This is a genomic window from Sphingobium sp. SJ10-10 (assembly GCF_036038995.2).
Lineage (GTDB): Bacteria > Pseudomonadota > Alphaproteobacteria > Sphingomonadales > Sphingomonadaceae > Sphingobium.
Map to the genome: position 1 here is coordinate 1,017,971 of NZ_CP158133.1, position 25,573 is coordinate 1,043,543.

26 protein-coding genes are annotated in these 25,573 nt (G+C 62.7%); 17 read left to right on the forward strand and 9 right to left on the reverse strand.

What is annotated here, in order from left to right; translation table 11 throughout:
* Positions 1-3: 3 nt before the first annotated feature.
* Entirely contained in the window at positions 4-2,685 is a 2,682-nt protein-coding gene (locus VVT58_RS20245) for a LuxR C-terminal-related transcriptional regulator (protein WP_226869701.1), read from the reverse strand.
* 222 nt (positions 2,686-2,907) lie between these two features.
* Between VVT58_RS20245 and VVT58_RS20250 the strand changes: the two genes are divergently transcribed.
* Genes VVT58_RS20250 through VVT58_RS20260 form a run of 3 tightly spaced genes read left to right on the forward strand, consistent with a single transcriptional unit; the run spans position 2,908 to position 5,242 of the window.
* A complete protein-coding gene (locus VVT58_RS20250) occupies positions 2,908-3,909 on the forward strand; it encodes a zinc-binding dehydrogenase (RefSeq protein ID WP_327754010.1) in 1,002 nt (333 codons plus the stop codon).
* Complete coding sequence (locus VVT58_RS20255) at positions 3,906-4,682, forward strand: SDR family oxidoreductase (protein ID WP_102999851.1); 777 nt, start codon at positions 3,906-3,908, stop codon at positions 4,680-4,682. The genes VVT58_RS20250 and VVT58_RS20255 overlap by 4 nt, the downstream gene beginning before the upstream one ends.
* Positions 4,683-4,735: 53 nt before the next feature.
* Positions 4,736-5,242: a nuclear transport factor 2 family protein gene (locus VVT58_RS20260; protein WP_102999850.1), complete on the forward strand. Its 507-nt coding sequence runs from the start codon at positions 4,736-4,738 to the stop codon at positions 5,240-5,242.
* A gap of 35 nt (positions 5,243-5,277) precedes the next feature.
* On the opposite strand, the gene VVT58_RS20265 is transcribed toward VVT58_RS20260, so the two are convergent.
* The 5 genes from VVT58_RS20265 to VVT58_RS20285 are packed head-to-tail and all read right to left on the reverse strand — an operon-like array spanning position 5,278 to position 11,562.
* Positions 5,278-6,105 (reverse strand): SDR family NAD(P)-dependent oxidoreductase, encoded by an 828-nt coding sequence (locus tag VVT58_RS20265; RefSeq protein ID WP_066562988.1) that lies wholly within the window; start codon positions 6,103-6,105, stop codon positions 5,278-5,280.
* On the reverse strand, positions 6,102-6,980 hold the full coding sequence (locus VVT58_RS20270) for a MaoC family dehydratase (RefSeq protein ID WP_102999849.1): 879 nt from the start codon (positions 6,978-6,980) through the stop codon (positions 6,102-6,104). Before VVT58_RS20270 ends, VVT58_RS20265 begins: the two co-directional genes overlap by 4 nt.
* A gap of 23 nt (positions 6,981-7,003) precedes the next feature.
* The gene (locus VVT58_RS20275) at positions 7,004-8,161 is read right to left on the reverse strand and encodes an acyl-CoA dehydrogenase family protein (RefSeq protein WP_102999848.1); all 1,158 of its coding nucleotides are present in this window, start codon (positions 8,159-8,161) and stop codon (positions 7,004-7,006) included.
* Positions 8,158-10,317, reverse strand: a complete 2,160-nt coding sequence (locus VVT58_RS20280; protein WP_102999847.1) for a 3-hydroxyacyl-CoA dehydrogenase NAD-binding domain-containing protein — start codon at positions 10,315-10,317, stop codon at positions 8,158-8,160. Before VVT58_RS20280 ends, VVT58_RS20275 begins: the two co-directional genes overlap by 4 nt.
* Before the next feature lie 42 nt (positions 10,318-10,359).
* Entirely contained in the window at positions 10,360-11,562 is a 1,203-nt protein-coding gene (locus VVT58_RS20285; protein ID WP_066562992.1) for an acetyl-CoA C-acetyltransferase, read from the reverse strand.
* A 154-nt stretch (positions 11,563-11,716) separates the two neighbouring features.
* On the opposite strand from VVT58_RS20285, the gene VVT58_RS20290 reads away from it, so the two are divergent.
* Together VVT58_RS20290 and VVT58_RS20295 are read left to right on the forward strand one after the other, a co-directional pair.
* On the forward strand, positions 11,717-13,387 hold the full coding sequence (locus VVT58_RS20290) for a class I adenylate-forming enzyme family protein (RefSeq protein WP_066562994.1): 1,671 nt from the start codon (positions 11,717-11,719) through the stop codon (positions 13,385-13,387).
* 43 nt (positions 13,388-13,430) lie between these two features.
* Positions 13,431-14,213 (forward strand): SDR family NAD(P)-dependent oxidoreductase, encoded by a 783-nt coding sequence (locus VVT58_RS20295; RefSeq protein WP_102999846.1) that lies wholly within the window; start codon positions 13,431-13,433, stop codon positions 14,211-14,213.
* 7 nt (positions 14,214-14,220) lie between these two features.
* On the opposite strand, the gene VVT58_RS20300 is transcribed toward VVT58_RS20295, so the two are convergent.
* Complete coding sequence (locus tag VVT58_RS20300) at positions 14,221-14,931, reverse strand: GntR family transcriptional regulator (protein WP_102999845.1); 711 nt, start codon at positions 14,929-14,931, stop codon at positions 14,221-14,223.
* A 129-nt stretch (positions 14,932-15,060) separates the two neighbouring features.
* On the opposite strand from VVT58_RS20300, the gene VVT58_RS20305 reads away from it, so the two are divergent.
* The 11 genes from VVT58_RS20305 to VVT58_RS20355 all read left to right on the forward strand — a co-directional run bounded on the left by VVT58_RS20305 (position 15,061) and on the right by VVT58_RS20355 (position 23,259).
* Complete coding sequence (locus VVT58_RS20305) at positions 15,061-15,912, forward strand: fumarylacetoacetate hydrolase family protein (RefSeq protein ID WP_066562999.1); 852 nt, start codon at positions 15,061-15,063, stop codon at positions 15,910-15,912.
* A 54-nt stretch (positions 15,913-15,966) separates the two neighbouring features.
* Positions 15,967-16,923 carry a VOC family protein gene (locus VVT58_RS20310; RefSeq protein ID WP_066563000.1) on the forward strand — a complete coding sequence of 319 codons (957 nt, stop codon included), beginning with the start codon at positions 15,967-15,969 and terminating at the stop codon, positions 16,921-16,923.
* A gap of 5 nt (positions 16,924-16,928) precedes the next feature.
* Positions 16,929-17,669, forward strand: coding sequence for an alpha/beta fold hydrolase (locus VVT58_RS20315; RefSeq protein ID WP_102999844.1), 741 nt, complete (start codon positions 16,929-16,931; stop codon positions 17,667-17,669).
* A complete protein-coding gene (locus tag VVT58_RS20320; protein ID WP_066563001.1) occupies positions 17,666-18,442 on the forward strand; it encodes an SDR family oxidoreductase in 777 nt (258 codons plus the stop codon). Before VVT58_RS20315 ends, VVT58_RS20320 begins: the two co-directional genes overlap by 4 nt.
* Before the next feature lies 1 nt (position 18,443).
* A complete protein-coding gene (locus VVT58_RS20325; RefSeq protein WP_066563003.1) occupies positions 18,444-18,998 on the forward strand; it encodes an NADPH-dependent FMN reductase in 555 nt (184 codons plus the stop codon).
* Positions 18,999-19,060: 62 nt separating this feature from the next.
* Positions 19,061-20,224 (forward strand): acyl-CoA dehydrogenase family protein, encoded by a 1,164-nt coding sequence (locus tag VVT58_RS20330; protein WP_066563004.1) that lies wholly within the window; start codon positions 19,061-19,063, stop codon positions 20,222-20,224.
* Between the two features lie 10 nt (positions 20,225-20,234).
* Positions 20,235-20,693: a hypothetical protein gene (locus tag VVT58_RS20335; protein WP_102999843.1), complete on the forward strand. Its 459-nt coding sequence runs from the start codon at positions 20,235-20,237 to the stop codon at positions 20,691-20,693.
* Positions 20,690-21,079 (forward strand): MaoC family dehydratase, encoded by a 390-nt coding sequence (locus tag VVT58_RS20340; protein WP_066563007.1) that lies wholly within the window; start codon positions 20,690-20,692, stop codon positions 21,077-21,079. Before VVT58_RS20335 ends, VVT58_RS20340 begins: the two co-directional genes overlap by 4 nt.
* A gap of 18 nt (positions 21,080-21,097) precedes the next feature.
* The gene (locus tag VVT58_RS20345) at positions 21,098-21,652 is read left to right on the forward strand and encodes a VOC family protein (RefSeq protein ID WP_226869702.1); all 555 of its coding nucleotides are present in this window, start codon (positions 21,098-21,100) and stop codon (positions 21,650-21,652) included.
* Positions 21,653-21,667: 15 nt separating this feature from the next.
* On the forward strand, positions 21,668-22,507 hold the full coding sequence (locus VVT58_RS20350; RefSeq protein WP_226869703.1) for an alpha/beta fold hydrolase: 840 nt from the start codon (positions 21,668-21,670) through the stop codon (positions 22,505-22,507).
* Positions 22,504-23,259 (forward strand): SDR family NAD(P)-dependent oxidoreductase, encoded by a 756-nt coding sequence (locus VVT58_RS20355; RefSeq protein ID WP_066563013.1) that lies wholly within the window; start codon positions 22,504-22,506, stop codon positions 23,257-23,259. Before VVT58_RS20350 ends, VVT58_RS20355 begins: the two co-directional genes overlap by 4 nt.
* A gap of 22 nt (positions 23,260-23,281) precedes the next feature.
* On the opposite strand, the gene VVT58_RS20360 is transcribed toward VVT58_RS20355, so the two are convergent.
* Both VVT58_RS20360 and VVT58_RS20365 read right to left on the reverse strand, forming a co-directional pair.
* Positions 23,282-24,340: a hypothetical protein gene (locus VVT58_RS20360; protein ID WP_066563014.1), complete on the reverse strand. Its 1,059-nt coding sequence runs from the start codon at positions 24,338-24,340 to the stop codon at positions 23,282-23,284.
* Between the two features lie 87 nt (positions 24,341-24,427).
* Entirely contained in the window at positions 24,428-24,952 is a 525-nt protein-coding gene (locus VVT58_RS20365; protein WP_066563017.1) for an ester cyclase, read from the reverse strand.
* A 155-nt stretch (positions 24,953-25,107) separates the two neighbouring features.
* Between VVT58_RS20365 and VVT58_RS20370 the strand changes: the two genes are divergently transcribed.
* Positions 25,108-25,563 carry a nuclear transport factor 2 family protein gene (locus VVT58_RS20370; protein ID WP_066563020.1) on the forward strand — a complete coding sequence of 152 codons (456 nt, stop codon included), beginning with the start codon at positions 25,108-25,110 and terminating at the stop codon, positions 25,561-25,563.
* Positions 25,564-25,573 lie beyond the last annotated feature (10 nt).

Below are 25,573 nucleotides of genomic sequence, written 5' to 3' on the forward strand. Positions count from 1 at the left end.
GCTTCAGGGCAAAATACCCAGTTGCCGCGCCCTCAGAACCGCCTGCGGCCGGCGCCGCACGCCCAGCTTGTCATATATTTGCTGCATATACCATTTGACCGTGCCTTCGGTCAGACCCAGGCGGTCGCCGATTTCCCGGTTCCGCAAACCTCCGCTCACCATCGTCAAAATGTCAACCTCGCGGTTGGCGAGGCGCCCGGTCAGACCGAAATCATCATCCTCGTCCTCATCCGCTTCGATCTGCGGTCCTCTGCGCAATAGCGACACGAGGCGAACGGCGAAGCGATCGGCGGGCGTTTCCAGTTCCGGACCCTGCGAATAGGCTTCGATGATGAGAGACGCGATCACCTCGCCCTCATCGATGAAGACCCGCACCCATCCGGCAGGTTCGGCCATTTCGACGGCGGCGCGAACAGCCCTTCGCGCTTCGGACCGATTGCCCTGAAGCACGGCGATTTCCGCCAACAGCAATTCGAAGATCACGGCCGAGCGCACCGCCCCCGCGCGCTTGACGAATTCCAGCCAGCGATGGGCGACCTTGCGCGCCCGTCCAAGCCGGTGACGTTGCATCTCGATCCGGAGCCAGGCGATCGCGATGCTTTCGTTGCGCCGCGTCGGGTGCAAGGTCGGAATGGGTTCGCCGTCCAGCTGCGGATCGCCCGCCAGAAAATGCTGCTCGGCCTCCTCAATCTGCCCAGCCTTGATCAGCAGCCGCACTTCCTCTGCCACGATGAAGGAGCGCAGGCGATCAAGTCCACATTCGATCGCCACGAGATGGGCGTCGTTGAGCGTCGAAAGCGCTCCGGGCAAATCGCCCCGTGCCGCCCACAAACGCGCGCTGACCAGATAGCCGGACGCCATCTGATCGGAAAATCCCCATTGCCGTACGACCGGCAGATACTGCTCCGCCAGATCCGCCGCCAGTTCAAGATCGCCTGCATCGTAAAGCAACTCGGCCAACGGCAAGGCAGGAAGCGCAGCCAGGCCGGAACCCGGACCGTGGATCTCAACGGCTAGCGCAAAGGCTTCTTCCAGAAACCGTTGGGCAAAGGGGGTCTTGCCCTGCGCCATCATGGTGGGCGCGACCGAGGCCTTCAGCGCGATGGACGCAAAAGCCGATCCGGGGCGCGAGAGGGCGCGGCTGGTTTCCGCCTCCAGCTTGAGCATGTCCTGAAAATGATAAAGTTCCCGCCGCGCCGACATGAGCTGCGCCAGCAAGGTGCAGCTGAGGTAGGCGTGACTGTCGGCCAGTTCGGCGAGCAGCGGCTCGGAGTCCGCCTCGACCCTGACCATGTCGTCGCGCGCCGCCGCCAGCATCACGAAGCGATGGCGGATCAGCAGGTCAAGCTGCTCGATTTCATGTGCGGGCAGGGACTGCGCCTCGCGCCGGGCTTCACAGGCCTGCCTCGCGGCGGAAATCAGTCTGTCCGCCGAAGAAAATGCCAGTTGTCGGATACGTCTCCACGCCAGCGCCAGCAGCAGGTTGGGACGTTCGGCCAGGATCGGCCAGGGCAGTTCCGCGCCCAGTTCGTCGATGCGATACAGATATCCCGAATAAGTCAGTCCTTCGGCCAGACGATCCAGCTGGTCGGCGAGAAACGCCTTATCGCCGCTCAGCCGCGCATGTTCGATCGCCGTGATAAGCTGTCCATTTTCCGCGAAATGGTCGCTCGCCCGTCGATGCATGACGGCGGCACGGCCAGGCGCGCGTTCCATCAGCCTGCCGAGGACCATTTCACGAAACAGCCGGTGATAGGAATAGCGGCTATGTTCCTGATCGATGGCATGCAGAAACAGACCTTCGCGGAAGACATGATCCAGCATCGCGCGGGCATTTTCATCCTCCGTTACCGCCGCGCAGGCCGACGGGGTCAGTTCGTCGAGTATCGAAGTGTCGACCAGAAAGCGGCGGACATCGTCCGGCTGCAAGCTCAACACCTCATCATGAAAATATTCGGCGAATTCCGGCCGAAGGCCAGTCAATCGAAGATTTCCAGCGCCTTCGCCGGCACGGCGATAGAGGTCGCATGCGATGACGATGCCGGAAACCCAGCCCTGCGTATCCCCCACTATGTCCTGTAGATCGCGCGAATCCACCGGCGTTCCGATCGACCGGGTGACCAGCTCGGTCGCCTCGGTCAAAGTGAAGGACAGGTCAGCGACCCCCACTTCGACCAGAAATCCGAGCGCGCGCATGCGCGCCAGCGACAGTCCGACCGTCCCACGCGCGGCAATGATGATGGTGAGCGCATCCCGCGCGCTGGACGACAATTGCGCCACAAATTCAAGGATCGGTTTGGCCAGCAACTGCGCGTCATCAATGATGATGACGGGTCGCACATCCCCCATCATCGCGATGATGGACAGCCAGCTTTCATCGGATGCGTTACTTTTCAGGTCTTCCCACGGCAGGCCCGCGACGATCCCGGCGGCCTTCAATGCCTGGAGAAACGACTGCTTGCTTCCTAATCCCGCCCGCGCCGCCAGCCAGAGAACGGGACGCCCCCGGGCCTTGAGTTCATCCGCCCAGAACAGCATGGCCGTTGTCTTCCCGCTTCCGGCGGGGGCGGACACCGCCGTCATGCGCGACTGAGCCACTTTGTCGGTCAACGCCACCAGCGCGGCGCGCCGGATTGGGCTATGCGTCGACCGGGGCGGCAAGATGGTTGTCGGCACAACGGTCATGCTGTTCTCTCCTGAGCACGCGCCTTCGCACGATTCGTTTTATTGTGTGAAATATATTCTGAGCGATGAATCTATAAACGCAATCCCTTTTTCCTATCCACAGATAGGTTCCCAATCAGCCGGAAAAATGTCCAGCTTCGGAACGGAAAAGCCGGGGCCGTCACGCAAGGGTTGTTACCACGCAGCTTGCGGCGCCAGGCAGGATATTAGGAAAGGTTGACCATGAAGGCCCTTTATCTCGAACGGACCGACGGCCCTGAATCCGTTGCGGTGGCGGAAGTCGAAACGCCGGTGCCCGGTCCGGGAGAGGTGCGCGTCGCACTGCGGGCGGCGTCGATCAACCATCGCGAACTGTTCATCACGCACGGCCAATATCCCGGCATGACCGTGCCGATCACGCTGGGCTGCGATGGCGCGGGCGTCGTCGACATGATCGGTGAGGGCGTGACCGGCGTCAGCGAAGGCGATGAGGTCGTTCTGTATCCCGCGCGCAACTGGGGGCCGAACCGCCATGCCCCGGCCGCCGATTTCGGCCTGCTCGGCATGCCCTTTGCCGGCACGATCGCGGAATATATCTGCGTGCCGGTCGACAATCTGGCGCCCAAGCCCGCCTTCATGAGCTTCGAGGAAGCCGGGGCCATGCCCTTGACGGCGCTGACCTCCTGGCGCGCGCTGATGTTCAAGGGCCGGCTGGAGGCAGGGGAAACCCTGCTCATCAGCGGCGTGGGCGGCGGCGTTGCGACATTCGGCCTTGCCTTCGCCGTCGCCAAGGGCGCCAATGTCTATGTCACCGGCGAAAATCAGGACGTGATCGATCGGGCCGTTGCGATGGGGGCCAAGGGCGGCCTGCTCTACACCGATCCCGACTGGCGCAAGCAGGTCGGCAAGCTGACCGGCGGCATTGATGTGGTGCTGGACGGCGCGCCCTCGCCCAGCTTCGCCAATTATGTCCGCGCCATCAATCCGGGCGCGCGCATCGTCATCTATGGTTCGACCGCCGGCAATGAGATCAAGTTCAACGCCACCGACATCTTCCTGAAAAGCGCCAGCATCGTCGGCAGTCAGGTCGGCGACCCGCAGGACTTCAAGGACATGCTGGCCTTTGCCGGGAGCCATGAAATCAAGCCGGTGATCGAGGCGACCTATCCGCTCGCGCAGGCGAAGGAAGCGCTTTTGCACCTGCGCGACCAGCATAAGTTCGGCAAAGTCGTGGTGACGATGTGAGCGATCTGTTCAGCCTGAGCGGCAAGAAAGCGCTGGTCACCGGCGGCGCGCAGGGGCTGGGCCGCATGATCGCCGAAGGTCTGCTGCGGGCCGGGGCGACGGTCGCGATCACATCGCGCAAGGCCGACATTTGCGAAGAGGCCGCCCGGGAAATGGCGGCGCTGGGACCGTGCATCCCCCTCCCCGCCGACCTGTCGACACCCGAGGCGGCGGTCGATCTCGTCGCCCGTTATCGCGATGCGGTCGGCGCGTGCCACATATTAGTCAATAATGCGGGCAAGACCTGGGGCGGGCCGATCGACAGCTTCCCCGACAAGGCCTGGCCCGGCGTGATGGCCGTGAATGTCCAGACGCCCTTCACCATGATCCGGGAACTGCTGCCGGAACTCGGCGCTGCCGGGGCGCCGGGCGATCCGGCGCGGGTGATCAACATCGGTTCGGTCGCAGGCATGAAGCCCGAGCGGCTCAGCGCGTACAGCTATGCCGCGAGCAAGGCCGCGGTCCATATGATGACACGCGATCTGGCCGGCGATCTGGCGGAACGCAACATCACCGTCAATGCGGTCATTCCCGGCTTCTTCCCGACCAAGATGACGGCGCATCTGCGGGATGAGGACCATGTCGACCCTGCCCTGCTGGCGCATATTCCGCTCAAACGTCTGGGTTCGCCGGACGATATTGCCGGCATCGTCATTTTCCTGTGTTCGCGCGCGGGCGCCTATGTCACCGGCGCCCAGATTCCGGTCGACGGCGGGGTGGTCGGCTGCGGTTGAAAGGAACCAAAGATCACGACCACCCTCGCGGTCGGTAAAGAAGGGTATTTGCCATGACGATCGACCTCCCCGTGCTGGCGGATCGCCTCGCGATCGAGGAATGCATCTACCGCTACGCCCATCTGGTCGATTCGATGCAATATCATCGCATCGCGGAAGAAATATTCACGCAGGACGGCTCGATCGACTTCGGCAGCGCGCGATCCGTGGGGCGAGAAGCCATCCATGCCCAGTGCATGGGCTATCAGGGCGCACTGATGGGCTGTTCGCATAATATCACCAATCTGGTGATCGAACTGCAGGGCGACCAAGCGCGCGCGGCCAGCCGCGTCATGGCCTGGCAGTGGTTCGCGATCCCCGGCGCCGATCCCCTGCGCCCGACAGACCTTCTGGCGGTGGGCGGCTATGAGGACAGGCTGCGGCGCACGGCCGAGGGATGGCGGATATATGAGCGACGGGGCATCAATTTTGGCACCGGCATCGGGGCGGGATCAGTGCCCGATCCGATGCGTCCCATCTTCGAAGGCATGCAGGGCCGAACGCCGAGTTGGCCCGCCTGAACAAGGGCGGGCGCAAGGGCCCGCCCCGCTTCCACTCAGAGTTTCCAGCCCCCGCCCGCGACAATCACCTCGCCCGTGATATAATCCGCTTCGGGCAGGCACAGCAGGTAAACGGCCCCGGCCGCTTCTTCCGGTGTTCCGGCACGGCCCAGCGGGATGCCCTTTTCCATGGCTTCCAATATTTCGTCGCTGACGCCGGCCTTGATGTCCCGGCCCTTGACGTTGATGGTCGAGCTGCCCGCCTCGCCGGCGGTCATGCGGGTCATGATGGCGCCGAAAGCCACGGCATTGACGGTGACATTGTACCGCCCCCATTCCTTCATCACCGTCTTGGTGAGGCCGACAATCCCCGCCTTGCCCGCCGCATAGCCCGACTGCCCGGCATTGCCGCCAAGCCCGGCGACAGAGGATATATTGATGACCGTCCGGCGCTTGGCCCGGCCGTGCTCCGCAATCTCGTTCTTCGCCGCGGCGGCGATCACCGGCTGCGCGGCGCGCAAAATGCGGAATGGGGCATTGAGATGCACGTCGAGCATGGCCATCCACTGCTCGTCGCTCGTCTTCTGAAGCACGGAATCCCACGCATATCCCGCATTGTTCACGATGATGTCGATCGTTCCGAAATGCGCGATCGCCGTTCCAACAAATTTGTCGCCGAAATCGGCTTCCGTCACATCGCCCACGCACACCACGGTGCGGACCCCCAGGCTTTCGATTTCGCTTGCCGTTGCCTTCGCCACATCCTCGTCCAGGTCGTTCACCACGACATGAGCCCCGGCGCTTGCAAGTTTCAGCGCAATGGCCTTGCCAATGCCACGCCCAGAGCCGGAAACCAGTGCAATCTTACCGTCCAATATCTTCACTTCAATGCGTCCCGTTCTTCCTTGAAACCACCGATGCGCGCATGTCCGCCATCGATCACAATCCTGTTCCTGTCGGGCACGCTCGCCCGGAACGATATTTCGTCGCCGTGGCGCCAGACCTCCGTCCGGACCGTTTCCCCCGGCCAGACCGGCGCGGTAAACCGGACCCGCATTTCGGTCAATGAAGCCGGATCGCCGTCACAGCACAGATGGGTCAATGCGCGGCCGACCAGCCCCATGGTGGCAAGCCCATGCAATATCGGCCGATCGAAACCGGCCGCCTGCGCCGTGCCCTGATCAATATGCAGAGGATTGCGATCGCCGGTCAGGCGATACAGCATTGCCTGATTGGACGCCGTCGGCAGGTCGAGGAACGCGTCCGCTGGCCGCTCCGGCATGATGACCGGCTCCGACCCGTCAAGATCGCGCGCGCCGCCAAAACCACCTGCATCCCGCAAGACCCACACTTCCTCCATTTCGGCGATCAGCCGGTCGGTGGGCGTGGTGAGCACGCGTTTCGCCCGCACAAGCGCGGGCTTGCCCACCCCCTTGTCTGCGAGACCGATAATCTCGATCCGGCCATTGACCAGTTGCCCCAGTTCGAGTGGACGAAACAGTTTCAGCGTCTGCTCGCCATGCAGAATGCGCGGCCAGTCCCAGCCAAGTTCCGGCGCCATGGGCCAGAATCCGGGTGTCCCCAGAACCAGCGCCATGGTCGGCAACACGGCCAGATCACGCTCGAAGATCAGATGCTGCTCGGCTATGGCTCCGAGCCCCGCGCCGACCCCCAGCGCATAGAGGATCGCCCCGCGCGGATCGCAGACATCCTGTGCTTCGGGCACCCGGAAACGGCGCAATTGTTCGACGTTCAGCATCCGACTTATCCCCGGTTCAGCCGTCAGGACAGCTTGCGCTCGTCAAGCCCCAGCCCACGACCGATGATTTCGCGCATGATTTCCGAAGTGCCGGCAAAAATGCGACTGATGCGTGCGTCGGTATACATGCGGGAAATGCGATATTCCTCCATATAGCCCGCGCCGCCGTGCAGCTGAACACACTCGTCCATCACCCGGCCTTCCAGTTCGCTCGCCAGCAGCTTGGCCGAAGATGCGTCCTCCGCCGTCAGCTCCCCGGCATTGAGCAGCAGCACACACTGGTCGACATAGGTCTGGATTGCGTCCAGTTCGGCCCGCATCGTCGCCATCTTGAACCGGTTGTTCTGGAAGGCGCCGATCGGCTTTCCGAACGCCTTGCGCTCCTTTATATAGTCGAGCGTGATGTCGAAGGCGGTCTGCGCTGTCGCCATGAATCCGATCGCGGCGACCAGCCGTTCCTGCGCAAGGAAGCGCGCCAGATATTTGAAGCCCTGCGTCGGATCGCCCAGCACATTCTCCTTGGGCACCTTGACGTCGTTGAAGAAAAGCTCCGCGGTGTCCTGCGCCTTCATGCCCATTTTGGCGAGCTTGCGGCCGCGCTCGAACCCTTCCATGCCGCGCTCGACGACGAAGAGGCCGAGGCCGTGACGGCTGTTCGGGTCGGTCCGCGCGGCCACAATCACCAGATCGCTGAGGATGCCGTTGGAGATATAGGTCTTCGCGCCATTGAGCAGCCAATGATGGCCCTTGTCGATCGCGCTCGAACGCATGCCGGCAAGATCGCTGCCGGTCGAAGGCTCGGTCATCGCGACGGCGAGGATCTTCTCGCCGCTGACGATGCCGGGCATCCAGCGGTCCTTCTGCTCCTCGGTACCGAGCTTGGCGATATAGGGCGCGACCAGATCATTATGGAGATTGATGTAGAAGCCTATGTCGCCATGGCGCATATTCTCCTCGATGATGATCTGTTCGAAGCGGAAATCGTCGATCCCCGCCCCGCCATATTTTTCATCCGCCCAGGTGCAGAGCAGGCCCTGCTCGCCGGCCTTCAGGAACAGTTCCCGGTCGACCATGCCCTGTTCACGGAAGCGTTCGGCATGGGCGCCGACTTCGGCGCTCATGAACTTGATGACGCTGTCACGGAACTGCTCATGTTCCGGCTCGAAAATCAGGCGTCTCATGCCGGGATCGGCTCCTTGGCCGTCGCGCCCTTGGCGGACGCATAAAAGGGTTCGGCTTTCGCCGCCTTGTCGCGCAGCCATGCCGACGGCAGGAAGCGGGGGCCATAAAGCTGGGCGAGACGGTCGGCTTCCTTGACGAAGGCTTCGATCCCCACCGTGTCGATGTAGCTGATCGTGCCGCCGGTCCAGCTCGGGAAACCCCAACCATAAATGGCGCCCAGATCAGCGTCCTGCGGCGTCTCCAGTACATTTTCCTCAAGACAGCGCGCCGTTTCCATTGCCTGGGCATAGAGATAGCGTGTCTTGAGTTCCTCGATATCCCAGCCGTCCTTGGCCGGGAAATGTTCGGCCAGCCCCTTCCAGAGATGCTTCTTGCCGCCCTCGGGATAGTCGTAGAAGGCACCGCCGGTCTTGCGCCCCGACCGACCGATTTCGTCCTTCATACGGCGCATCACGGGGACGCCCGCCGGCGGCGTATATTTGTCGCCTTCCTCGGCAATGGCCTGATCCACGATCTTGAGCGGCAGATCGAGCGTGAGTTCGTCCAGCAGCGCCAGCGGGCCGACCGGCATTCCGACCGCCTTGGCGGCATTCTCGATCACCGCCGGCGGCACGCCCTCCGCCAGCATGGCAGCGCCTTCGTGGATCAGCATCTGGAAGACGCGGCTCGTGTAGAAGCCGCGGCTGTCATTAACGACGATCGGCGTCTTGCGCAGCTGCGCGATGAAGTCGAGGCCCTTGGCCAGCGTTTCCTTGCTGGTCTGCTTGCCCATGATGACCTCGACCAGACCCATGCGGTCGACCGGCGAGAAGAAGTGCAGACCGATGAACTGGTCCGGGCTGCGCGACGCCTGGGCGAGCTGCGAGATCGGCAGGGTCGAGGTGTTCGAGGCGAAAATAGCCTGCGTCGGCAGCACCGCTTCAGCCTTCTTCGTGGTTTCGGCCTTGATCGCCGTATCCTCGAACACGGCTTCGACCACCATGTCACAGCCATCGAGCAGCGCGAAGTCGTCGGTCGGGGTGATGCGGGCGAGAACGGCGTCCGCCTTGTCCTGCGTCAGCTTGCCCTTTTCGACCAGCTTGCCCAGCACCTTGGCCGAATAATCCTTGCCCTTCTGCGCCGTCGGGACGTCGCGGTCGATCAGCACAACCTCGATGCCCGCATTGGCAGACACGAACGCGATGCCCGCCCCCATCATGCCCGCGCCCAGCACGCCAATCTTCCTGGCTTCGAACTTGGGGAAGCCTTCAGGGCGACGCGCGCCCTTTTCGGCCGCCTGCTTCGAAATGAAAGTGGTGCGGATGATGTTGCGTGCGACCGGATCGGTCAGCAGCTTGGCGAAATATTTGCCTTCGACCGCGAGCGCCTTGTCGAAGGGCAGTTGCATGCCGTGGAACACCGAGTTCAGGATCGCGGCGGGCGCAGGCTGGTTGTAGCCGACCTTAGCGAGACCTCCCGTGTACATCATGTAGGCGGCCGAATCCTCGGGCACAGTTAGGCCCTTTTTCTGCGGCGGCGTCCAACCCTTTACGTCCCAGGGCTTGACCGGATCCGGGCTGGTGGCGAGCCAGCTCTTGGCCGTGTCGATCAGCCTGTCGGCGGGGACAATCTCATCCACGATCTTGAGCTTGAGCGCTTCCTGCGGACCGACCGAGCGCCCCGACAGCAGCAGGTCGAGCGCGGTCTTCATGCCCGCGATGATGCCGAGCCGCACCGTACCGCCCGATCCGGGCAGCAGGCCGACATTGACTTCGGGCAGGCCGACCTGCGCCTTGGCATCATCCACCAGGATGCGGCGGTGGCAAGCCAACGCCAGCTCGAACCCACCGCCCAGCGCCAGGCCGTTGATCGCCGCCACCCAGGGCTTGCCTGATTGCTCGATGGCGCGGTGCATGTCGGTCGCGCGCTTTGAAAAGGCATAGGCTTCCTGCGGCGTCAGCGTGCCGAACCCGTTCACCAGTTGCTTGAGGTCCGCACCGGCCATGAACGTCTTCTTGCCGGACGTCAGGATGACGCCCTTGATGCTGTCGTCCTCGGCAATCTGCTTGGTCGCCGCTTCCATGTCGGCGATGAAAGCATCGTTGACGACGTTCATCGAGCCTTCGGCGTCGAGGGTCAGGATCGCAAAGCCGTCCTCGGCCTTTTCCAGTCGCATAGTCTTCATGGGATGTCCCGCTCTATAGTTTGGTGTGCGCGCTCAGACGCGCTCGATGATGGCAGCCGTGCCGAGGCCGTTGGCCGCGCACAGGGTGATGAGGCCGGTTTCCGCGTTCCGCCGCTCCAGCTCGTCCAGCACGGTGCCCAGAATCATGGCGCCGGTCGCGCCCAGCGGATGGCCCATCGCGATTGCACCGCCATTGACGTTGATCTTGTCGTCGGGGACGTTCAGTTCCCGCTGGAAGCGCATGACGACACTGGCGAAGGCTTCATTCAGCTCCCACAGGTCGATGTCCTTCTCGGTCATGCCGGCCGCCTTGAGCGCCTTGCGCGACACCGCCCCCGGCGCCGTCAGCATGATCGTCGGCTCCGACCCGATATTGGCGTAGGAACGGATGCGACCACGCGGCTTGAGCCCAGCCTTTTCCCCAAATTCCTTCGACCCGACGAGAACCAGGCCCGCGCCGTCGACGATGCCCGAGCTGTTGCCGCCATGGTGGACATAGTTCAGATCTTCGATTTCGGGATATTTGGCCTTCGCCACCGCCTCGAACCCGGCCTTGCCGAACCCTTCGAAGGCGGGCTTGAGCTTGGCAAGGCTTTCCACCGTGGTGCCGGGGCGCATATGCTCGTCATGGTCGAGCACGACTTCGCCCAGCACATCCTTGACCGGCACGATCGAGTTTTTGAAAAAGCCGTTTTCCCACGCATGGGCGGCCTTGCGCTGGCTCTCGACGGCGAAATTGTCGACATCCTCGCGCGTGTAGCCATCGAGCGTCGCGATCAGGTCCGCGCCGATGCCCTGGGGCGCATAATAATTGCTGAAGGCAACCGACGGATCGGACGTCCACGCTCCCGAGTCATAGCCCATGACAGTGCGGCTCATCGACTCGACGCCGCCGCCGATACCCGCCTGGATCATGCCGGAATGCACCTGCGCCGCGATCAGGCTGACCGCATCGAGACCGGTTGCACAGAAGCGATGGATCTGCTGCCCCGCGACGGTCTGGGCATAGCCTGCCTGCAACACCGCCGCGCGGGCCAGCACCCCGCCCTGCTCGCCGACCGGCTGGGCCATGCCGATGATCACATCGTCGAGCAGCCCGGTGTCGAGATCGTTGCGGCTCTGAAGCGCCTTCAACAGCTGCGTCGCCATTTCGACCGAGGTGATCTCATGCAGCGCGCCATCAGGGCGGCCCTTGCCGCGGGGCGTCCGTACATGATCGTAGACATAGGCTTCCATCGTGAATTCCCGACCAGTGATGCAAAAATCTCTGCACCTGCTCTTGGAGCCGGAAGACAAAGCTGCACCTATCCAACGAAAGGCGCAGACAGGAGCGATGGCTGCAATCTGATCGTCATCGACAGCTGACCGGCATTTTTAGGAGCGGACATCCGTGGTCACACAAGGCGAAGATTGCGCCCCATTCCGTATCTCTGCAACCACCCTGGGCGATCTGCTTCTCAAAGGATGGGACAAGGCGCCCGACAAGGAAGCATTGGTTTTTCCGGGGGAACGCAAGACATATGACGATGTCGTACAAAGCGTCCTAAGACGCGCGCGCGGGCTGAAGGCGCTCGGCATCCAGCGCGGCGACCATGTCGGCATCCTGCTGCCGTCGAGCATCGAATTTGTCGAAACGCTGTTCGCCAATGCGATGTGCGGCGCCGTCTCCGTGCTGATGAACGCGCGCTACAAGGCGCCCGAAATGGCCTATGTCGCGGAAAATGCCGATCTGGCCGCGATCATCACCAATGACATGGTCAGCGAGCATATCGATTTCGGCCACCGGCTGGTGGAGGCCTTCCCCGACCTGCCCGATGCCACCGACCCTGCCGCCCTGACGCTCGCCGGCGCGCCTCTGCTCAGGCGGATCGTCATGCTGGGCGGGCGTTCGGTCCCCGGCTTCATCGATCAGGCAACCTTCGACGCGGCGGTGCAACAGGTGGACGAGGCCGATATCCACGCCTCCCGCCTGACCGTCAGAGTCCGCGATACCGCGATGATCCTTTATACGTCGGGCACCTCGGCCAATCCCAAGGGGTGCCTGCTCAGCCACGAGGCCGTCACCCGGGAGGCATCGAATCTCGCCCGCTATCGCTGGTCCTTCCAGCCCGACGAGCGCGCCTGGTCGCCGCTGCCGCTGTTCCATATCGCCGCGATGCTGTGCATGCTCGGCGCGATCGACGTGGGGGGCACGTTCATCGGCCAGCCGCATTTCGATGCCGGAGAGAGTCTCAGGCAGATCGAGGAAGAAGGCGTGACGATGATGTTCCTGCCCTTCGTCACCTTCCATCAGGCCATGATCACCCATCCCGATTGGACCAGGACCGACATGTCGTCGGTGCGCCTGCAAAACAGCTGCTTCGCCTTCATGCCGGATCGCGTGGGTCAGGCCTATCGGGAGAAGGCGCCCAACATGCTTCAGGTCGGGACCATGGGCATGACCGAGGCGGCCGGCATCGTCACCACCGGCGGCTATACGATGGACCCGGAAATGGGCTTCAGGAAGCTCGGCTTCCCCCTGGCCGGTATAGAGATGAAGATCGTCGATCCCGAGACCGGCGAGGAAAAGGGCGTGGACGAGCGCGGCGAAATTCTCATTCGCGGCTACAATCTGTTCGACGGCTATTACAAGGATCCTGAAAAGACGGCGCAGGCGCTGGACGCCGACGGCTGGTATCACAGCGCCGACATCGGCTCGATCGACGAACATGGCCATGTCATGTTCCACGGCCGGTTCAAGGATATGTTGAAAGTGGGCGGGGAAAATGTTGCCGCGGCCGAAGTCGAGGCGGTGCTGGCGACCCATCCGGCGGTCCGTCTGGCGCAGGTGGTCGGGCTGCCGGACGAGCGGCTGGCGGAAATCCCCGCCGCCTATGTCGAACGCGAAGGCGATGTCGAAGTCGAGGCGGAGGAACTCATCACCTATACCCGCCAGCGCCTCGCTTCCTTCAAGGTCCCGCGCCATATACGTTTCATCGACGAATGGCCGATGTCGGCATCGAAGATCCAAAAGTTCAAACTGCGCGGTGCGTTGATGGACGAACTGGGCCTGAAGGACTGAAACACTGCGCATCGACGCCATGGATCTATGTAGGGAGAGTGACATGCGGGTGATCATTACGGGTGCTGCAAGCGGCATCGGCAGGGCCTGCGCCGAACTGCTGGCGGCCGGGTCCGTGATACCGGGCGAACATCAGATGCTGCTCGCGGATCGCGATGCGGCCAATCTGCAGGTCGTGGCCGATGCGGTCGGCCCCGCCGCTGCGACCTGCGTGGTCGATCTCGCCGAACCGGATTGCGGCGACAGGATCGTGGCTGCCGCGCTCACCCATATGGACGGGATCGACGCCGTCATCAGCAATGCTGGCGTCATCATGGGCGGCGCACTGGCCGAACTGCCGATCAGCGATTTCGACCGCATCTTCGCCATCAACACCCGCTCGTCCTGGCTGCTGGGAAAGGCTGCCCATCCGCATCTCAAAGAAAGCAGGGGCGCCTTCGTCGCGACTGCATCCATGTCGGCCACCCAGCCCACGCCCGCGCTCGGCTTCTATTCCTCCAGCAAAGCCGCGCTGCTGATGATGATCCGTCAGCTCAGCATCGAATGGGGTCCGGACGGCATCCGGTGCAATACGGTGTCGCCCGGCCCCACTTACACGCCGATGACCGCTGCGGGATATAAGGACCAGTCGCGGCGCGACCAGCGGGAAGCCAATATCCCCCTGCGCAAATTAGGCGTGGCCGAGGATGTCGCTCAGGCGATCCTGTTTCTGATCGGCCCTCATGCTGGCCATATCAGCGGCGTCGACCTGCTGGTCGATGGCGGCATGAGCAATATGCTGATGCCTGCCAGCGGCGGTGGGACCGGTCAGAACAGGCAGAGCTGAAATGGGATCAAAGGGCCTGATCCGCGACGACAGCCAGTTCGGCATGGGTTCCGCTCTGGCCATTTTGCGGGTCGATAAGCATCCGCGCGGTAGCCATCAGATGGTCCGTCAGCAGCGCCACGGCGCGGTCGGCGTCCCGCGCAAGCGCCGCGTCGACGATCTGCGCATGTTCGTGAACCAGGTCCCGGTCACGATGGGCCAGAGGCACGGTGAGATAGCGGTAACGTTCCGACTGGGCATAGAGCCAGTCGCGCATTTTGAGCAGCCATGGACTGTCGCACGCAGCGACCAGGGCGTGGTGAAAGGCCGCATGCGCGTCGGCATAATCTTCGTTCAGACGGGCCGCCTCCTGCGGGTCGCGCGTCGGGGTCTTGCTCAGCCTATGGGCCGCGCTGACGATGGAAGTTTCCCAGTCCAGGCCACCTTTCTCGATGGCGCGCCTGAGGCATTGTCCCTCAATGTCGCTGCGGACCCTGACCAGATCGGTCAGATCGCTGATCGATATCGGCGTCACCCGGAATCCCCGGGCATCGTCCTGCGTCACAAAGCCTTCGGACGTCAGCCGGGACAGGGCTTCACGAACAGCCCCAAGGCTGAAGCCCTGGGTTTCGGTGATATCCTTGATGTTGATCTTCGCGCCGGGCACCAGCCGGCAGGTCAGAAGATCGTCGCGCAACTGCCGGTAGGCGCGTTCGGTCAGGCTCAGCTTCTTCGTCATCGAATGAACTATATCAGCTTCGCTACCTGTGGCAATTCGATTGAATGTATTTTGTAACTTGAAATATATTTCACCATGACCCATGCCATCGGCTCAGCGGTTTGAAAAAGATTCTCAGGAGGTTTGAATATGCGGTTGGCCAAGGTGACAAGGAATGGCGCGGTGGGTCTGGCAGTGGACACGGGCGCGGGCGTCAAGGCGCTGTTCGGTGACGCTGCGCTCTATGATCTGGACGCGCTGATCGCCAGCGGCGGCAGTGCCCTGACGGACGCTGGCGCCAAAGTCAGCGGCGAGGGCGAAGATGTGAAGGTGGAAGACCTCATCTTCCTACCGCCGCTGGTCAAGGCGCCGAAAATTCTCTGCCTGGGTCTCAATTACAAGGATCACGCGGCCGAAGGCGGCTTTGACGTGCCGGAATTTCCGACCGTGTTTGGCCGATTCAATTCGAGCCTCATCGGACATGGCGCGCCGATCATCAAGCCGGCCTGCTCCGATCAGCTCGATTATGAAGCGGAAATGGTCGCGGTCGTCGGCAAGGGCGGGAAGAATATCAGCAAGGACGACGCGCTGTCGCATATCGTCGCCTATTCGGTGTTCAACGACGGTTCTGTCCGCGACTATCAGCTCAAGACGCCGCAGTGGACGGTCGGCAAGAATTTCGACGATACCGGCGCCTTCGGCCCCTGGCTGGTCACGGCCGATGAACTGCCGGCGGGCGGCGCCGGTCTCAAGATCGAAACCCGCCTGAACGGTCAGGTGGTGCAGAGCGCGAACACCTCCGACATGGTGTTCGACGTGGTCGACACGGTCGCCCTGCTCTCCACCTGCTTCACGCTGGAGGCGGGCGACGTTCTGGTGATGGGAACGCCGTCGGGCATCGGTCTTGCCCGCAATCCTCCGCTGTTCATGAAGGATGGCGATGTGTGCGAAGTGGAAATCGAGAAGATCGGCCTGCTTGTGAACCCCATCAAAGCAGCCTGAACGAAAGGCCGGGTGCCGTCCCATGTCGGCGCCCGGCCAGCCAAGGAGGGAAGGATGAACCAGAAAAGCCCGTCGGGACGCCGCGCCAATGTTTTGGGCGTCCATTCCATCGATCATTTCGCGGTCGAAGTGCCCGATCTGGAGGCAGCGCGGACATTCTACACGCTCTTCGGGCTTGAAGTCCGGGACAGAAATGGCACGCTGGAATTATATGCAGCCGGCAATCCGCATCGTTGGGGCGTGCTGAGCCAGAGCGGCGACACCAAGCGCCTGCGCTATCTGAGCTTCGGCATCTATCCCGATGAGATGGAAGCGTTCGCCGCCCATCTCGACAGTTGCGGCGTCACCCGCATCGACGCGCCCAAAGGCGCCGAAACCGGCGGCATCTGGTTCGCGGGCTTTGATGGCCTGCCCACCAATGTCCGCGCCGCCGACAAGGCGACGCCATCGGAAAAAAGCCATTTCACCTTCACCAGCGCGGCGCCCGGCCAATCCGGCGCCATTCCCAACAGCAAGGCGCCGAAGGTCCACCCCCGCCGCCTTTCGCATTTCGCGATCTTCACGACCGACGTGAATGCCGCGATCGATTTCTATGAAAAAACGCTGGGCCTGCGCCTGTCGGACAAGAGCGAACCGGCCGTCGCCTTCCTGCATGGCGTCCATGGCAGCGACCATCACCTGCTTGCCCTCGTCCTTTCCGATCGGCGGGGCATGCATCACAATAGCTGGGACGTCGGGTCTGTGATGGAAGTGGGGTTGGGCGGCGCGACCATGGCGCGGGCGGGCTATGGTCCCAATTGGGGCGTCGGCCAGCATGTGCTGGGCGCCAATTATTTCTATTATGTGCGCGATCCGTGGGGCAGTTTCAGCGAATATTCGGCCGATATCGATTTCATCCCGCATGATGTCGACTGGCCGGCCGCCAATCATGCGCCGGAGGATAGCATGTTCCTGTGGGGGCCGGACCCATTCCCCGAATTCATCCAGAACACAGAACCGGCGGAGGCCTGATCGTCATGACCACATTCCTACTTCTCCATGGCGGCGGCATGGGCGGCTGGACATGGAAATATGTCCGCGAACTGCTGGAGGCCAGGGGACACAAGGTCTACACCCCGACATTCACCGGCTTTGGCGAGCGCGAACATCTGATCGGCCGCGATGTCGGCAATGCGACCCATGTGCGCGACATCGTCAATGTCTTCAAATATGAGGATCTGCGCGACGTTGTGCTGGTGGCGCACAGCTATGCCGGAACCGTCGCGCCCGGCGTCATTGCCGAGGTGGGCGACCGCATCGCCAGGATCATCTATCTCGACGCCATCGTGCCCCGGTCGGGGGAACGGATCGCGTCCCTCATGGGCTATGTTCCCGAAGATCAGCTCGCCGCGCTGGATGCGATGCTCGAAGCGGGCGAAGGCCCGATCGGTTCGGGCGTGCATGACATGCAGCGCGCGGCCGCCAAGGACCATCCGCATCTCATGGACCCGGCGCGGGAGAAATGGCTGCTCGACAATCTGTCGGACCAGCCGATGAAGGCAACCGCCTGTGTCATCCCCGTGGGTGCCGAGACGATCACCCAGCCCGTCGACTATATCGCGGCGGCCGTCACGGTGATGACCGCCATGCACGACCGGGCGCGCGAACTGGGCTGGACCATCCATGACCATCCAGGCGATCACGCCCTGCTGGTGGGCGATCCGGAGGGTACGACCGACCTCATTCTGAAGATTGCCGCCGCGGGAGCAAAAGCATGAATGCGGCCGAACTGTTCTCGGTAAAGGACCGCGTCGCCATCGTCACGGGCGGGTCGACCGGCATCGGCCGCCATATCGCAACCGGCTTTGCCGCTGCGGGCGCCAAGGTCTATATCTGCGCCCGGACGGAGGCCAAGGTGATGGCGGCCGCGGCGGAGATTGCGGCCACGACGGGCGGCCACTGCACCGGCCTCGTCGCCGACCTGTCGACGCTCGTCGGGATAGAGGCTCTGGTCGCGGCGGTGTCCGCGCGGGAGCAGGCCGTACACGCCCTCGTGAACAATGCAGGGACCATGGCGGACGCGCCCATCGACGAATATGGCGAGGGCGAATGGGACCCGGTCATCGACCTGAACCTGAAGGCACCCTTCTTCACCCTCCAGAAATTCCTGCCCCTGCTCCGCGCGGGCGGCACGGCGGACCGCCCCGCATCGATCATCAACATCGGGTCGGTCGGCGCGCTCAAGGTGGGGCCCAAGGAAAATTACGCCTATCAGGCCTCGAAAAGTGCCATCCACTGGATGGCCAAGAGCCTCGCCAAGCGGCTTGGCCGCGACAATATCACCGCCAATGTGATCGCGCCCGGATTCTTCGAATCCGAGATGACGGTCATCACCTCCGACGAGATGCGCAGGATGGTGGAATCGATGGTCCCCCGCGGCCGCGTCGGCACGCCGGAGGATCTGGCGGGGGCAGCCATCTATCTCGCCTCGCGCGCGGGCGCCTATGTCACCGGATCGGTCATTCCGGTCGAGGGAGGATTGTCGATCTGATATGACCCAGCTTCATGTCGTCGCCATTGGCGGCACCATGCGCGCCTATTCCTCCACCGAGCGGGCGCTTCGCAAGGCGCTTGCCATCGCAGAGGAACGCGGCGCGCGCACGACGCTGCTGGCCGGGGAGGATATCGACTTCCCGTCTTACGCGCCTGAAAATCCGGACCGTTCGGATGCGGCGCGACGCTATGTCGACGTCCTGCGGTCGGCGGATGCCGTCATCATCGGCTCACCGGGTTATCATGGCGCGATCTCCGGCTTCGTGAAGAATGCGCTCGATTATGTCGAGGATATGAGCCGCGACGAGCGCTGCTATTTCGACGGCCTTCCCGTAGGCTGCGTGGCAACGGCGGCCGGCTGGCAGGCAGCGGTCGCCACGCTCCAGCAACTGCGGGTGATCACCCACGCGCTTAGGGGCTGGCCGACGCCGCTGGGCATCGCCATCAATACCATCGGCGGTGAAGGCGACCCGATCGAAAACGCGCCTATCCCCGATCAGTTGGGGATGATGGTGGGCCAGCTGTTCAGTTTCTGCCGACGGCCCGCCCTATAGTTGGATAGGTTCGCAACGCGTCCGACAGGCGCTTAGTCGTAGGGCCACTAACGGGAACGACGATGGATTTTTCACTCACCGAGGAACAGCAGGCGTTCAGGGACATTGTCCGCCGCTGGGTCGATGCGGAAGCGCCCAAGGACTGGATGCGCGCGCTGGAAGCCGACGAAGAAAATTATCCCTACGCGCTGTGGGACAAGATCGCCGAGCAGGGATTTTTCGGGATAGGCATTCCGGAGGAATATGACGGGCTGGGCGGCGACGTCATGATGCAGATGATCTTCGCCCGCGAATTTGCGCGAACGGCCGGTGGCCTGCTGTGGGTCTGGGGCCTCACCTCCTTCGGCGGCGCGAAGACGATCGGCGCGGTCGGCACGGAGGAGCAGAAAAATCGCTGGCTGCGTCCCATGGCACAGGGCAAGCTGCGCGTCTCGCTGTCGATGACCGAGCCCGATGGCGGCACCGATGTTCTGGGCGCGATGAAAACCCATGCCGAAAAGGTCGAGGGCGGCTGGAAGCTGAACGGCGCCAAGATGTGGACGACCGGCGCCAAGGCCGCCGACAGGCTGCTCGTCCTCGCCCGCACCGACAAAAATGTCGAGAAGAAGCATCATGGCCTTACCATGTTCTTCGTCGACGCCAAATCGCCCGGCATCACCGCCTCGCTCCTGCCCAAGCTCGGCATGCGCGCCATGGGCTCGTGCGAGGTCCATTATGAGGATGTCTTCGTCCCCGACGAGGACGTGCTGGGTGAACCCGGGCAGGCCTGGTACGCGATGCTGCCCACGCTCAACAATGAGCGGATCATGGTCGGCGCGCAGTGTCTGGGCGCGATCGACGGGGTACTGGAAGACGCGCTGGAATATATGCTGCAACGCAAGGCGTTCGGCGGCATTATCGGCCGCTTCCAGATTTTGCAGCATTATGTCGCGGACATCGCGACCTGGCAGAAGCTCACCGAATTGCTGCTCTACAATGTCGCCTGGATGCAGAGCAACGGCATGCCATGCGGAACCGAGGCGAACATGCTCAAGATGGTCGCCACGGAAAATGCCGTGAAGGCTGCGGACCTCGGCATCCAGATATTGGGCGGCATGGGTTATTCGGCGGAAACCGACATGCAGCGTTACTGGCGCGATCACCGCATCCTGCGGATGACCCCGATCAGCAACGAAATGGTGCGCAACACGATTGCCGAAAGCCTCGGCCTGCCGCGTTCTTTCTAAGGGACCCGCCATGAGCGATCTTGACGATCTTCCACCCGCACCCGACGCCGCCGGCACATCGCTGGACGGCACCAGGGTCTTTACCATCACGGCTGAGGAAAATGCCGCCCTGTGCCGCTCGACCGGGATCGAGCCGGCCGGGGACGGAAGCGCGCATCCGATCTATTATTATATCGCCACCCAGGTCGCGATGGGCAAGACGGTGGCCGGCGTGTGCGAAGCGTGCGAATTCGATGTCGAGGATGGCCCGATGATGGGCAGCAGCGGCGTGCGGTTCTATGCGCCGCTGAAGGTCGGCGAAAGCTACAGAGTGACGGGAGAGATTCTCAGCCTCGTCCGTAAGCGCAGCCGCAAGCTCGGCGTCATGGATGTGATGACCTATCGCCTGCGCCTGCACCTGCTCGATGGAACGCAGGTGCTGGAAACCGATAATGTGTGGGTTCTGCCCCGCAAGGAGTTCGCCGCATGAGCTACGCCATCGGAGATGCGCTGCCGCCCTTCACGATCGAGAGCGTCAGCCCGCAAGCCATGAAGCAGTGGGCCGTGTTTCTCGCCGATCCCAACCCCATCCATCTCGATGTCGAGGTGGTGAAGGCGAAGGGGCTGGGTGACCGGGTCATCAACCAGGGTCCGATCAACGTCGCCTATATGATGAACATGCTGATGCGCGCCTTCCCCGGCGGACGGATCAAGGCGATGGATTCGCGCTTTCTGGACAATGTCTATGGCGGCGACCGGGCGGTGGTGACGGGCAGGGTCGCGGCGATCGAAGGCAATGTCGTCACCTGCGAATTCTCGCTGGATGTGGATGGCCGGGGCACGGTCAATTCCGGCACGGCCACGGTGGAATTATAAGAGATGAGGAGAAAGTAAATGCCTAGCGGACCTTTTGCCCATGTATGCATGGTCGTCAGCAATCTGGAAAAGGCGATCGAAGACTGGACCAAAATCCTGCGCGTGCTCGATCCGGCATCGCTGGAAGAACGTCTTGTCAAATATGATGAATTTTCCAGCGGTGCCGATGCGGGCATGAAGTGGGCGACGTTCGTCAACAATGGCGGCACGGAAATCCAGTTCATTCAGCCGGCCCCCGGCACGCCCATGGGCGATCGCCTCGAAAAGGTCGGCGAGCATGTCCATCATCTTTGCTATGCCACCGACGACGTGCCGGGCGCGATGGAGAAATTGCGCGCCGAAGGGCTGCACCTGCCCGGCGGCGGTCAGACCTTCAACGATCCGGACATGACATGGCAGAAGTGGAGCTGGGTCGGCCATAAGAGTACCCATGGCTGCCTGATCGAGGTCGCCTCGCCCTATGAGAGCCGCAACGACGGCAAGTGGCACCACGCGCCGGGCAAATTCGCCTATAAGGGCCCCGGCGAACACCCGTCTTTCGCGGAAATGGTGCCGCCGGTGGCCGCCGGGTAAATGCATGGCTCCGGCATGACGCCCCCCACACAGATAAGCCTGCCGGGTGACGGGCTGGAGATGGTCGCGGACGCCTATGGCGACCCGGCCGCTCCGCCTGTCTGCTTCTTCCATGGCGGCGGCCAAAGCCGTCGTTCCTGGGCGGGTTCGGCCCGGCGAGTGGCGCAAGCCGGCTATTATGGCCTGACCTTCGATCTGCGGGGCCATGGCGACAGTGGCTGGGCCAGCGACGGCGACTATCTGCTGGAAGCTTATGGCCGCGATGTCGAAGCCATCATCCATGCCCTCGGCAGGCCGATCGCCCTGGTGGGGGCTTCGCGCGGCGGGCAATCGGCGCTGGTGGGCGGGTCGCGCCACGCCGATCTGGTGCGCCTCATCATGCTGGCCGACGTCGCGCCCTATATGGTCGATACGGGGGTGGAGGACATTCGCGGCTTCTTCCGCGCCAGCGATTCCGGTTTCGCGTCGCTGGAGGAAGCGGCCGATGCGCTGCACGCCCATCTTGGCCAGCCCCGCCTGCCAGACGTTTCCGGCCTCGCCAAATCGATGCGCGAGGAAGATGGACGCCTGTTCTGGCACTGGGACCCGCGCACGACGGCGCCGGAATTTCTTCATCCCCCCTCGGAAGGGGAAGCGCTCATTGCCGCGGCCCGGCGCGTAAAATCACCGCTTGTCCTTGTGAAGGCGGAACTGAGCGAGATCGTTTCGGACGAGAGCGTCAGGCAGTTTCGGGCACTGGCCCCGCAACTGGAGATCGAGATCGCCCATGGTGTCGGCCACATGTTCACCGGCGACCGCAATGATGCCTTTGCCGATCGCCTGCTCCACCATCTGGCTCATCATTTGCCGTTATGATGAAGGGCGCGGCCTTCGTCGTCGGTGGCACCGGCGGCCTTGGCAGCGCGATCTGCCGACGGCTGTCGACCGAATGGGATCATCTAACCATCGGCTACCGGTCCAGCCGTGAAAAGGCGCTGGCGGTCGCGGCGTCTCTGCCCAATAGTTCTTGTGAGACGCTGTCCGTTACCTGCGATCTTTCCGATCGCGCCTCGATAGAGACCGGCATTCGCGAGACGGTCGAGCAATTCGGCGCCATCGGCACGATGGTCTTCGCCAGCGGGGTCGAAATAGCCCAGCCCTTCGTCAGCCAGATCAGCGAAGACCAATGGCGCGAAGTCATCGAGATCGAACTGGTCGGCTTCACCCGCATCGTATCCGCCACGCTTCCTCATTTCCGCGCTCAAGGCTTCGGCAATTTCGTTACCGTCGTTTCGGTCGCGAACTACTGCTTCCCACCCGGCGACGCCCTCTCCTCCGTACCCAAGGCGGGGATGGAAGCCCTGGGCCGCGCGATCGCCAAGGAGGAAGGCCGCTACGGCATCAGGGCGAATATGGTCGCTCCGGGAATCATCGATGCCGGCTTGGGCGCCGACTTCCTGAGATCGCTTTATTCGCCTGAAATCTGGGAAGCACAGCGCAAACGCATTGCCCTGCAACGCTTCGGCAGCGGCGAGGATATCGCCGAAGCCGTGGCCTTTCTGGCCTCGGAAAGGGCGCAATATATGACCGGCCAGACCTTGATCGTCGATGGGGGCTTCAGCCTCTAAAAGTCGGCGGTAAGGGTTCCGCTCAGCCCAGCAGGCGCTGCGCCGCCACGCCATCGCCCCAATTATGGATGCGCTCCCAGAAGCGGACGCGGGTGGGCGCGAAATTGTGCATATGCGCCATGCGGGGACACACGAAGAGTTGAATGTCTTCCGCGCTCTTATAGGCTCTGGGTTCGGCTAAAGGGTCTGGCACGACATCGCGTTCGCCCATGGCGATCAGCACAGGCACGCGTATGGCGGCCGCTTCCAGCGCCACCGCGCCCGGCGCGACCATATATACACCGCATGGGGGCGTGGTCGCCGAACGCCATTCGGGCAGCGGATCGACCAGCCCTGCGGACGCCATCATGTCGAGCGTGACGATGTCCGCAGGTTCATCATCATGGTGAAAAGACCATTGAAAGGGATGCTCACCTGCCCGTGCCGCCGCCTGAAGCGCCTCGGCGTCGCCCAGCGTCACGCCCGGCGCTTGCGCCAGCGCGGCCGCGTTCAGGACATGCGGCGCGTCGAGCGATGAGCGGCGCGAAATCCAGGGCCATGCGGCCGGAGGCTGTCCCGGCCGGGTCGGCACGACGGTATGGATGCCGCTATAGCCCAGCACGCCGATGCCGTGAAATGTGTCGTGATTGCCCTGCGCCACGATGGTGAAGCATCCGCCCATCGATTGGCCTATGCCAAGGCATGTGGCATCGACGACCGGGGGCAGCCCATCGACGAGGGTGCCCGCTTCCAGCCGTCTCATGACCTGCCGCACCATGGCGTCGTTGGCCGCCGAGACATTATCGAGATTGAGGGCATTGCCTTCGGCGATGGTCGACTCGCCAAATCCCAGATGGTCGCAGGTGACGAAAATCCATCCGCGGTCGCAATGGAAACCCGCCTGTCCGCCGCCGGACCCATCCGGCATGTCGAAACTGAAATAGCGTCGGCAATAGCCCCCGCCGGGGAAGGCGAAGCAAACGGTCATGCGGTTGGTCAGTGTCGCAAGGTCCGGCAGATGGACCGTGACCGCCATGTGCGCCGCCATGCCGAGGTCCACTGCATCGCTGACATCGATCCTGAGGTCGACAGACCGCTTCATGCCCTTATCTTCCCTTTCCGGCCGAATTCCAGACCAGCCCCCTTCATCGATCCGGCGCGCCCTCGCCGCGCCGGATCGGCCTGTTGGTCACTTATAGGGATCGACGGGCTGGGGAACGTCGATGACTTCCAGATCCTTCAGCATCGTCAGCACGTCGGAGATCGAATAGATGTGATCGATCTTGTCGCCGCGGAATCGCAGCCACGAGAACCACAGCACGTTCAACTCGTTCCCGGTCGGCTGGACACCCATATAGGGACCGCCGGTATGCTTGCCATGATGGTGACACAGGACGCAGATCTCGTCCTCGCCGCGGCCCCAGGCCTTCAGCGTGCGATAGATGCTGGGCGGAAAAGTCGTGTAGAGGCCCTGCGGCGAGGTCTTCCAGACATGATAGGTTCCCAGGTCAGGCCGGTTGGGATTGTCATAGGTCATGCTGTCGGTGTTGAAAAACTGGTCCATGCCGTCCCAGTCGCCGCGGTTGATGACCTCGTGCAGGTCCATCCAGTGATTGACCATGTACGCCTGCCGCTCGGTCAGCCCGGCGGTGATTTCTGCCCGCTTCTCCTTCGACAGGACGAAATCGGCTTCCGTGAACGGGGCGAGGCCCATAATAGTCTCCTTGATTAAAAAACGGTCCACGGGATCGATCCCGGGAGTGACGTTTCATTCCCCTTAGCCGCCGCGCTCGGCACCTACCCAATGGAAGGCGGCGCGCCTTCCGCACTGTGTCAGCAGCCATTCTATAGAATGAAGGAGGAGAGGCCATGACACTGACCCTGCAGGAAATGTCGGACAGGTTCGAGATTCAGGATCTGATCGTGGGCTATTGCTACGCGGTGGATACACGCGACTGGGACGCACTGGACCGCTATTTCACCGAAGACGCCGTGATCGACTATTCGGAAATGGTGGGCGTCGTCGGGGGCCTTGCGGAGATAAAGTCCTTCCTGGCGGAAAGTCTGACGCTGATCCTCGCCTTTCAGCATGCCGTGTCCACCACCCAATATCAGATCGCGGGCGACCGGGCGAAGACCAAAACCGCCTGCTATAATCCGATGACGGTCAGCAACGGCGAAACGGCCGATACGCTGGTCTTCGGCCTCTGGTACCATCATGATTTCGTCCGCACCGGGCAAGGCTGGAAGATCAGCCGACTCTATGAGCAGAAGTGCTACCGGATCAATGTACCGGACTGGCTTGCGGCACAATTGCCTGCCTGATTCTCCCCTC